The organism is Streptomyces sp. MMG1121 (genome assembly GCF_001280015.1).
Lineage (GTDB): Bacteria > Actinomycetota > Actinomycetes > Streptomycetales > Streptomycetaceae > Streptomyces.
In genome coordinates, this window is record NZ_LGDV01000233.1 from 22,437 (window position 1) to 32,279 (window position 9,843).

At 69.4% G+C, this 9,843-nt stretch carries 7 protein-coding genes and 2 pseudogenes; 2 read left to right on the forward strand and 7 right to left on the reverse strand.

What is annotated here, in order from left to right; all coding sequences use genetic code 11:
* The first annotated feature begins 20 nt into the window (after positions 1-20).
* Entirely contained in the window at positions 21-998 is a 978-nt protein-coding gene (locus ADK64_RS35790; protein WP_053666194.1) for a helix-turn-helix transcriptional regulator, read from the forward strand.
* On the opposite strand, the gene ADK64_RS35795 is transcribed toward ADK64_RS35790, so the two are convergent.
* The 7 genes and pseudogenes from ADK64_RS35795 to ADK64_RS35825 form a co-directional block, all read right to left on the reverse strand.
* Positions 961-2,004, reverse strand: coding sequence for a helix-turn-helix transcriptional regulator (locus ADK64_RS35795; protein WP_053666196.1), 1,044 nt, complete (start codon positions 2,002-2,004; stop codon positions 961-963). The genes ADK64_RS35790 and ADK64_RS35795 overlap by 38 nt on opposite strands.
* Positions 2,005-2,179: 175 nt before the next feature.
* Entirely contained in the window at positions 2,180-3,286 is a 1,107-nt protein-coding gene (locus ADK64_RS35800) for a sugar ABC transporter substrate-binding protein (RefSeq protein WP_053666198.1), read from the reverse strand.
* A 268-nt stretch (positions 3,287-3,554) separates the two neighbouring features.
* Positions 3,555-4,004, reverse strand: a complete 450-nt coding sequence (locus ADK64_RS35805) for a heat shock protein transcriptional repressor HspR (protein ID WP_053666207.1) — start codon at positions 4,002-4,004, stop codon at positions 3,555-3,557.
* A gap of 5 nt (positions 4,005-4,009) precedes the next feature.
* Positions 4,010-5,188: a molecular chaperone DnaJ gene (gene dnaJ / locus ADK64_RS35810; protein ID WP_053666200.1), complete on the reverse strand. Its 1,179-nt coding sequence runs from the start codon at positions 5,186-5,188 to the stop codon at positions 4,010-4,012.
* Positions 5,189-5,224: 36 nt separating this feature from the next.
* Positions 5,225-5,887, reverse strand: a complete 663-nt coding sequence (gene grpE, locus ADK64_RS35815) for a nucleotide exchange factor GrpE (protein WP_053666203.1) — start codon at positions 5,885-5,887, stop codon at positions 5,225-5,227.
* Positions 5,884-7,709: pseudogene (gene dnaK / locus ADK64_RS35820) on the reverse strand (molecular chaperone DnaK). Before dnaK ends, grpE begins: the two are co-directional and overlap by 4 nt.
* Before the next feature lie 94 nt (positions 7,710-7,803).
* Positions 7,804-8,823: an MraY family glycosyltransferase gene (locus ADK64_RS35825; RefSeq protein WP_053666205.1), complete on the reverse strand. Its 1,020-nt coding sequence runs from the start codon at positions 8,821-8,823 to the stop codon at positions 7,804-7,806.
* A gap of 183 nt (positions 8,824-9,006) precedes the next feature.
* On the opposite strand from ADK64_RS35825, the pseudogene ADK64_RS35830 reads away from it, so the two are divergent.
* Positions 9,007-9,843, forward strand: a pseudogene (locus tag ADK64_RS35830) (Fe-S oxidoreductase); the annotation flags it as partial.

A 9,843-nucleotide genomic window follows, 5' to 3' on the forward strand; every position in this document is an offset into this window, starting at 1 on the left:
CCACGGGAGGAGAAGGCCGATTGAGCGGGGCAACCCACGCGCAGCACGGGCCCGAGGAGCTGTGCGCCGCAGGCACGGCACTGTACGAACGCGCCCTGCACGACGGGCAGCTGAGGGCCGAGAACGCCCAGAACGTGCCCTGCCTGGCCGATTTCGGCCTCCTGCGGCCCTCCCTGGAGAATCCCGCACTCCTGGAGCCCGTACCGCCCGCCGTGGCCCTGCCCCGCCTCCTGCGCACGGCCGAGGACCGGATCGCCGGCGAACGACGCCGCGCGGAACTGCTCGCCGAGACCTTCGAGCCACTGATGCGCATCGACGGCCGACGGACCGGGAGCGCCACGGACACCCCGACGCTGCGGCTCCTGAGCGGCAGCGCGCAGATCAACCAGGCCATCACCGAGGCCATGGACGGAGCACGCCATGAAGCGCTGTCCATCCAGCCGCACACGGTCCGAGACGCACCCCACGACCGCGCCCGGCTGCGCGACCAGGCCCTGCTGGACCGCGGCGGTCGTTTCCGCACCCTCTACCAGCACACGCTGCGCCATGCCCCGGCCGTCATCGCCTACCACGAGCAGCTGGACGGCGACTCACAGGCCCGCACCCTCGACGAGGTCACCGACCGCCTGATCGTCATCGACGGCGCCGTCGCCTACCTCCCCGCGAACGACGACGGCACGCTCGCCCTCGAAGTCCGCCACCCCGCCCTGCTCAGGTACTTCGTCACCACCTTCGACCGCCTCTGGCGCCTGGCCACCCCCATGTACCCCCAGGCGGTACAACCGCCCGCCGTCAACGGCATCACCCCCCGCCAGCGCGCCATAGCCGCCCTCCTCACAGAAGGCCACACCGACGCCGCCGTAGCCGAACGCCTCGGCATGAACATCCGCACCGCCCGTCTGCACATCGCCAAACTCGCCGCCACCCTCGGCAGCGACAGCCGGGCGCAGCTCGGCTATCTCATCGCACGGTCGGGGATTCTTGGTCAGGAACCGTGAGGGCGGTGGCCGGCAGGACGGGGTGGTGGCCGTCGAGGCCTACCTGGGCTATGCGGACGCCCAGTTGGGTGCGGCTGGCCGCGCCCAGGGTCTCCGAGAGGCGGGCGATGTGGGCGCGGCAGGTACGGACGCTGATGCCCAGGCGCTCGGCGATCACCGCGTCCTGGTGCCCCTCCGCCAGCAGCGCCGCGATGGACCGCTCCCGGTGAGAGATGCCCTCGATGCCCGTGTCGGGCAGGGGAGCGGTCAGGGGGATCGCCAGGCGCCAGAGGCGTTCGAAGACCGTCACCAGGTATTCGACCAGGGCCGGGTGCCTGAGTTCCAGGGCCATCGTGCGGTCGGTGTTCGCCGGGACGAAGGCCACCGTGCGGTCGAAGAGGATCAGGCGGTCGATCACCTCGTCCAGGGTGCGGGCCTCCACCGTGTCGCCCATCAGCTCCAGGTAGTTCAGCAGGCCCTGGCCGTGGCGGGCCACATGGGTGTAGAGGTCGCGCATGCGGACGCCCCTGCCGCGCAGGGCCAGGGCACGGTGCAGGCCCTCGGTCAGTTCCGCCTCGCGGCGGATGCCGCCCGGCTGCACGGTGAGCACCTCGGTCGTGCACGCCTCGGTCGCCTCGTCCATGGCGGCCTGGATCCGGGACAGTCCGTCCAGGACACGGATCGCGCTGCCCTCGGCCGGTGCCGTCAGCGCGTGCAGCTGGCGGCCGAGACCGGCGTACCACTCGAACGCGGCCACCGCCGAGCCCATCCGGCGCTGACTCGCGCTGACCTCGTCGTACACCCCGCGCAGCAGCCTCGTCATGACCTCCTGCGGGGAGGTCGGCACCAGCCAGTCCATGTCGTCGGGGTCCGGGTGCAGCAGCGCCAGTTCCAGCAGACAGGGCACCGTCTCGACGTCAGTGCGGGGCACGCGCCCACGGCGTACGGCCCGGGAATACACCCGGTCGCCCGCCGCGCACAGTCGGTCGGCGCCGTGTGGATGCTGCTCCGCCCCGCGCCCGGTCATCGCCCATTTCACCCCCGGTGTGCTGCCACTTCCGCAGCGCAACTATGCGCGGCGCCGACCGGGTCCGCAACACGGCTCACCCCAACAGGGCCGCCGTTGACGGCTGTTATGCCCGGGTTTCTCCCAGGCTCAGCCTCGCGCAATCGCAGGAAGATGACGACGGCGGGACGGCGGGCTACTTCAGACCGATCTCCGCGCAGGACACCTTGTACTTCGCGGTGCAGATGTCGGCCACCGTGTAGATGCCGTCCGCGACGACCGTGGACTTGATGTTGCTCTTGGTCAGGGCGGTCGGCTGGATCAGCTTGGCCGGGATGTCCTTGGCGGTGGGGCTGTCGACCTTGTCCTGGGTGAGGGCGTCGAACTGGATGTCCTTGCCCTGGACCTTGGCGACGGCCATCTGGGCCGCGGCCTGTGCCTCGTCCGGGTAGGGCTTGTAGACGCTCATGTACTGCTCGCCGGCCACGATCCGCTGGACGCCGTCGAGTTCCGCGTCCTGGCCGGTGATCGGGGGCAGGGTGACGACACCGGCCGCCTTCAGGGCCTTGATGATGCCGCCCGCTATGGCGTCGTTGGCGGAGTAGACCCCGGCGATGTTGTTCTTGCCGATCTGGTTGATCGCCTTGGTCATGTCGACGTCGGCGACCTGCGGGTTCCAGTCGGTGGTGTCGTACGACGCCGCGATCGTCACCTTGCCGTTCAGCTCGGAGAGCGCGCCCTCCTTGAACTGCTTGGCGTTCGGGTCGGTGGGCGAGCCGTTCATCATGACGATCTTGTCGGAGCTGTCGGCGTGCGAGCCCAGCGCCTCCAGCAGGCTGCGCCCCTGCACCTCGCCCACCAACTCGTTGTCGAAGGAGACATAGGCGTCGATCGGGCCCTCGGCGAGCCGGTCGTAGGCGATGACCGGAATGCCCGCGTCCTTGGCCTTCTTCACCCCGGCGGCGATCGCGTGCGAGTCGACCGCGTCGAGCAGGATGACGTCGACCTTGTCGTCGATCATCGTCTGCAGCTGCTGGGCCTGCCGGGACGCGTCCGCGCCGGCGTTGGCGTACTCCACCTTGCCGTGCTTGTTGGTGAGGTCGGCGACCTGGGACTTGATGATGGGGTAGTCGAACTTGTCGTAGCGGGTGTTCGCCGTCTCCGGCAGCAGCAGACCCACGGTGAGGTCGTCGCCCTTGCTCGGGCTCGCGCTCGCGCCGTCCCCCGTCGCGTTCAGCACGCCGCAGCCGGCGAGCGAGAGGGTCATCGTGGATGCGGCCACGGATATGGCGATACGACGCATTCGAGGGCTCACTTCAGGTGCGTTCCGGACGTGGGGGCTGCAATACGACCCAGGTGTCTGAAAAGACAACGCGGAGCCCACACCCGGCGTCAAGCGGAACTACTTAACGAGTGCGCAACAGCACGCTCAGCTGCATCTGTGGAGGTTGAGCGGAATCACCTTCAAACACTCTTTACGGACTCTCCATCCAAAGGGAGTTCACGGGATGGCAAAGAAAGGGGCCCGGATTCCGGGCCCCTTTCTTTGCCAGTACCTGGACGAGACAGCCTCAGTCCTGCTGATGCCGCTTGGGCCGCCAGACCACCAGCGCGCTGGTCTGCTGCACCTCCTGGTACGGGACCAGGTCGCGGCGGTAGGAGGCGTGGACGGCTGCCTCGCGCTGCTGCATCGTGGCCGCCGCGCCGTCCAGGGCCGCCTCCAGCTCCGCGACGCGGGACTGGAGCGCGGCGACCTGGTTCTCCAGTTCGATGATGCGCTTGATTCCGGCCAGGTTGATGCCCTCGTCCTGGGACAACGCCTGCACCTGGCGGAGCAGTTCGATGTCACGCGCCGAGTAGCGCCGGCCCCGGCCCGCGGTGCGGTCCGGGGAGACCAGGCCCAGGCGGTCGTACTGGCGCAGCGTCTGCGGGTGGAGTCCGGAGAGCTGGGCCGCCACCGAGATGACGTAGACCGGGGTCTCCTCGGTCAGTTCATACGGATTACGTCGACGGCCGTCCATCACTCTCAGTCTCCCTTCGCGGCCTCGAACAGCTCCGCCCGCGGATCCTCGTCCGCGGTCGCCTCGCGATACGCCTCCAGTGCGTCACGAGCCTTCCCCGACACGTCCTTCGGAACACGCACCTCGACGGTGACCAGCAGATCGCCGCGCGTGCCGTCCTTACGCACCGCGCCCTTGCCCCGGGCGCGCATCGTACGGCCGTTGGGCGTGCCGGGCGGCAGCTTCAGGGTGACGGCCGGGCCGCCGAGCGTCGGCACCCGCACCTCGCCGCCGAGAGCGGCCTCGGTGAAGGTCACCGGGACGGTCACCGTGAGGTTGTCGTCCTTGCGGCCGAACACCGGGTGCTCGCCGACGTGCACGACCACGTACAGGTCGCCCGCCGGTCCGCCCCGCTCGCCGGGCGCGCCCTTGCCGCGCAGCCGGATCCGCTGCCCGTCGGTGACGCCCGCCGGGATGCGGACCTGCATCGTGCGCGAGGACTTCGCTCGACCGCTGCCCTTGCACTCCATGCAGGGGTGCTCGGCGATCAGACCGCGGCCCTTGCAGTCGGGGCAGGGGTCGGTGAGCGAGAAGCCGCCGCCCGAGCCCCGCGCCACCTGGCCGGTGCCGACGCAGGTCGGGCACACGCGCGGTGTGCCGTTCTTGTCGCCGGTGCCCGAACAGGCCTTGCAGGGCGCCTGGGAGGACATCCGCAGGGGCACCGTGGCGCCCTCGATGGCCTCCGTGAAGCTCAGCGTGACCTCGGACTCGATGTCCTGGCCGCGCCGGGGCTGGGTGCGCGTGCCGGTGCCCGCGCCGCCCCGGTTGAACAGGCCCCCGAAGACGTCCCCGATGCCGCCGCCGAAGCCCCCGCCCTGGGGGTTGCCGCCGCCGGCTCCGCCGAAGAGGTCGCCCAGGTCGAAGTTGAAGGAGCCGCCGGCACCCGGCCCGGGGCGGAAGCCGCCGTTGCCGAACAGGGCGCGGGCGTCGTCGTACTCCTTGCGCTTCTTGGGGTCGCCGAGGATGTCGTTCGCCTCGGAGATCTCCTTGAAGCGCTCTTCGGCCTTGGCGTTGCCCTTGTTGGCGTCCGGGTGGAACTCGCGGGCGAGCTTCCGGTACGCCTTCTTGATCTCGGCCTCGGTGGCGTCCTTGGGGACGCCGAGGACCTTGTAGTAGTCCTTCTCGATGAAGTCCTTGGTGCTCATCCCCGACGTCCCTCCTTCCCCTCAGTGGTCTGCACGTCAGCCCTCGTCCGGGCCACCGTTCTCCTTGTCGTCGGCCGGCTTCGCCTCGGTGGTGTCCTCGGCGCCCTCGGCCTTGACGGTCTGCGCGCCGGGCTGCGGCTCGGCGACGGCCACCCGCGCGGGGCGGATGGTGCGCTCGCCGATGCGGTAGCCGGGCTGCAGGATCGCCACGCAGGTCGTCTCGGTGACGTCCGGCGCGTAGCTGTGCATCAGGGCCTCGTGGATCGTCGGGTCGAAGGGCTCGCCCTCCTTGCCGAACTGCTGCAGGCCCATCTTGGCCGCGACGGTCTCCAGCGACTCGGCCACCGACTTGAAGCCGCCGACCAGTTCGCCGTGTTCCCGCGCGCGGCCGATGTCGTCGAGCACGGGCAGGAGTTCGGTCAGGAGGTTCGCGATGGCGATCTCCTTGACCGCGATCCGGTCACGCTCGACCCGGCGGCGGTAGTTCTGGTATTCGGCCTGGAGCCGCTGGAGGTCCGCCGTGCGCTCGCCGAGCGCCGTACGCACCTGGTCCAGCTGGGCCACCAGACCCACGTCTGCGGTTCCGTCCCCGGCCGGGGCCGCCCCCTTCTCGGGGGCGGCCTTCGACTCGGCGTCGTCGGGGGTCGCGCCGGAGGGGACGTCGGGCTTCTCCTCGAAGCCCGGGGTCTCCTCCGTCACGCGGCACCGTCCTTGCGCTCGTCGTCGACGATCTCGGCGTCGACGACGTCGTCGTCAGCGGCCTTGGCGCCACCGGCGGCGGCACCCTCCGGGCCACCGGCCTGCGCGGCCTGGGCGTCGGCGTACATGGCCTGGCCCAGCTTCTGCGAGACGGCCGCGACCTTCTCGGTGGCCGTGCGGATCTCGGCGGTGTCCTCGCCCTTGAGCTTCTCCTTCAGCTCGGCGACGGCGGCCTCGACCTCGGTCTTGACCTCGCCCGGGACCTTGTCCTCGTTGTCCTTGAGGAACTTCTCGGTCTGGTAGACGAGCTGCTCGCCCTGGTTGCGGCTCTCGGCGGCCTCGCGGCGGCGGTGGTCCTCCTCCGCGTACTGCTCGGCCTCCTGGCGCATCCGGTCGACCTCGTCCTTCGGCAGCGAGGAGCCGCCGGTGACGGTCATCTTCTGCTCCTTGCCCGTGCCCAGGTCCTTCGCGGTCACGTGCATGATGCCGTTGGCGTCGATGTCGAAGGACACCTCGATCTGCGGGACGCCGCGGGGCGCCGGCGGCAGACCGGTCAGCTCGAACATGCCGAGCTTCTTGTTGTACGCCGCGATCTCGCGCTCGCCCTGGTAGACCTGGATCTGCACCGACGGCTGGTTGTCCTCGGCCGTCGTGAAGATCTCGGAGCGCTTCGTCGGGATCGTGGTGTTGCGCTCGATCAGCTTGGTCATGATGCCGCCCTTGGTCTCGATGCCGAGGGACAGCGGGGTGACGTCGAGGAGCAGGACGTCCTTGCCTGGAGCGAGGCGCCGATGGCGACGACCTCGTCCGGGTTCACACCCTTGTTGGCCTCCTTGCCGCCGGTCAGCTCCTTGACGAGCTCGGCGACGGCGGGCATACGGGTGGAGCCACCGACGAGGACGACGTGGTCGATCTCGCCGAGCTGGATGCCGGCGTCCTTGATGACGTTGTGGAACGGCGTCTTGCAGCGCTCCAGCAGATCGGCCGTCAGCTGCTGGAACTGGGCGCGGGTGAGCTTCTCGTCCAGGTGCAGCGGGCCCTCGGCGGACGCCGTGATGTACGGCAGGTTGATCGAGGTCTCGGTCGAGGAGGACAGCTCGATCTTCGCCTTCTCCGCAGCCTCGCGCAGACGCTGCAGAGCCATCTTGTCCTTGGACAGGTCCACGCCGTGGGCGTTCTGGAACTGCTTGACCAGGTAGTCGACGACGCGCTGGTCCCAGTCGTCACCACCGAGGTGGTTGTCGCCGTTGGTGGCCTTCACCTCGACGACGCCGTCGCCGATCTCCAGCAGGGACACGTCGAAGGTGCCGCCGCCGAGGTCGAAGACGAGGATCGTCTGGTCGTCCTTGTCGAGGCCGTAGGCCAGCGCGGCCGCGGTCGGCTCGTTGACGATGCGCAGGACGTTCAGACCGGCGATCTCGCCGGCCTCCTTGGTCGCCTGACGCTCGGAGTCGTTGAAGTACGCCGGGACGGTGATGACCGCGTCGGTCACCTTCTCGCCCAGGTACGCCTCGGCGTCCCGCTTCAGCTTCTGCAGGATGAAGGCGCTCATCTGCTGCGGGTTGAACTGCTTCCCGTCGAGCTCGATCTTCCAGTCCGTGCCCATGTGGCGCTTCACGGAGCGGATGGTCCGGTCCACGTTCGTGACCGCCTGGCGCTTGGCGACCTCGCCGACGAGCACCTCACCGTTCTTGGCGAAGGCGACGACGGACGGCGTGGTCCTGGCGCCTTCGGCGTTGGTGATGACGGTGGGCTCGCCGCCCTCCAGAACGCTGACGACGGAGTTAGTCGTGCCCAGGTCGATGCCGACCGCACGTGCCATGGTTGATTCCTCCAGCTGACTTGAGTGGAACGGACTCAAGTGTGCACGACTCCTCCCTCCCGGTCAACAGACCTGAGTCGTGAGGACTCAAGTCTTATCCGTTCCTTACACGCAACTGGCCTCCGACCTGCACAGATGTCACCCCCCGGGCCCGCTGGGCAGGGATCGAAAGGAGTACGGCGACGACCACCAGCACCCCTCCGGCCACCCAGAGCGCAGCCCCCTCCCCCGTCCACCCGGCGTGCACGAGCACCCCCACGAGCACCGTGACGAAGGAGCCGGCGCCCAGCAGCACGACCGAGCCCGGCGAGGTGAGTCCGAGCCGCCGCAGCCGGTGCGCCAGGTGGTCGGGGCCGCCCCGCAGCACCGGGCGCCGGGCCAGCAGCCGGACGAGGAGTGCCAGAAGCGCGTCGGCGACGGCGGCGGCACCGAAGCACGACACCACGGCCGCGCTCGGCACGAGCCCGTACCCCGCGCGCGTGAGGACGAGCGACGACGACAGCAGGAACCCGGTGAACAGCGAGCCGCAGGCGCCGAGGCCGATGCGCGCGGGATGCCAGTTGTGCATCAGGAATCCGGTGAGGGCGGCGGCGAACACGCTCAGCAGCACGGCGAGCCCGTCCAGCACCTCGGCGGCGGCACAGGCCCCGGCCCCGAAGGCGGTGATGACCCCGACGGTCCCGGCCAGCCCGTCCGCGTGATCGAGCCCCTTGAAGGCGAGGGAGGCGGCGACGATCCAGCCCACGGCGAGGAGCCCGCCCGGCACCCCCGTCTCCCCGTACGGCACCACACAGGCCGCCGCCACGGCCGTACCGGCGACGAGCACGCGCGCGCGGAGCCGCCACACGTCGGCGACCAGGCCCAGCACGGAGAGCGAGGCGGCGACGACCAGCAGCCGACCGACCCCGTCCCCGAGCGGAGCGATCCCGGTGCACTGGCCCACCCAGGCCACCAGGCAGGTGACGATCACCACGGCGAGCCCGCCGAGCAGCGGCAGGCGGCGCTGCCGGCGCCGGTCGAAGATGCCCGCCCACAGCGCGACCCCCCTCAGCAGCGCCGCGAGGACGGCGGCGAACAGAAGGGCGGCGGTGGCGGCGGCGATCCCGTAGAGCACGGCTCTAAGGTAGGGGCGAATGTAGCAATTCGGTATGAATAACACGATCCGATGAGCCGCGGGATGACGCGCATCACCCCGAGGCCTGCTGCATCCCGAAGGATGATGGGGGTAGTCTCAGACGGACTGCATAAGTTACCGCTTAGTAATATCGCTCAGTTCAAGGCCGCCTCAGGAGCCCCAATGCAACTCGCCGCGATCATCGTGTCGCTGGTCCTGATCGTGGTCGGCGCGGCGCTGTTCGCCCGCGCCCTCCTGCAGATCTACCGCTTCATGCGGATGGGCCAGCCGATTCCGGCCGGAACCCGGACCAACGACCCCACCCAGCGCACCGTCACCGTGGCCAGGGAGTTCCTCGGCCACACCCGGATGAACCGCTGGGGCGTCATCGGGGTGGCGCACTGGTTCGTGGCGATCGGCTTCTACACACTGCTGCTGACGATCGTCAACGCCATCGGGCAGCTCTTCAAGGCCGACTGGCTCCTGCCGGTCATCGGCGACTGGGCGCCGTACAACGTCTTCGTCGAGTTCGTCGGCACGACCACGGTGCTCGGCATCGCGGTCCTGGTCGTGATCCGGCAGCTGAGCAAGGCGACCAAGCCGGGCCGCAAGTCCCGCTTCGCCGGCTCCAACACGGGTCAGGCGTACTTCGTCGAGACCGTCATCCTCATCGTCGGCGTCTGCATCTTCATGCTGCACGCGCTGGAGGGCGCACAGCACCACGTCGACGGCTACGAGGCCTCCTTCTTCATCTCGTACCCGGTCGTGGCGTGGCTGAAGGGCATGGACGTCTCGACGCTCCAGAACCTCACCTACTTCTTCGCCGGTCTGAAGATCGCGACGTCGTTCATCTGGATGATCGTGGTGGCGTTGAAGACCGACATGGGTGTGGCGTGGCACCGGTTCCTGGCGTTTCCGAACATCTGGTTCAAGCGGAACGCGGACGGTGCTACGTCGCTGGGCGCGCTGTTGCCGATGACGTCGGGCGGCAAGCCGATCGACTTCTCCGACCCCGGTGAG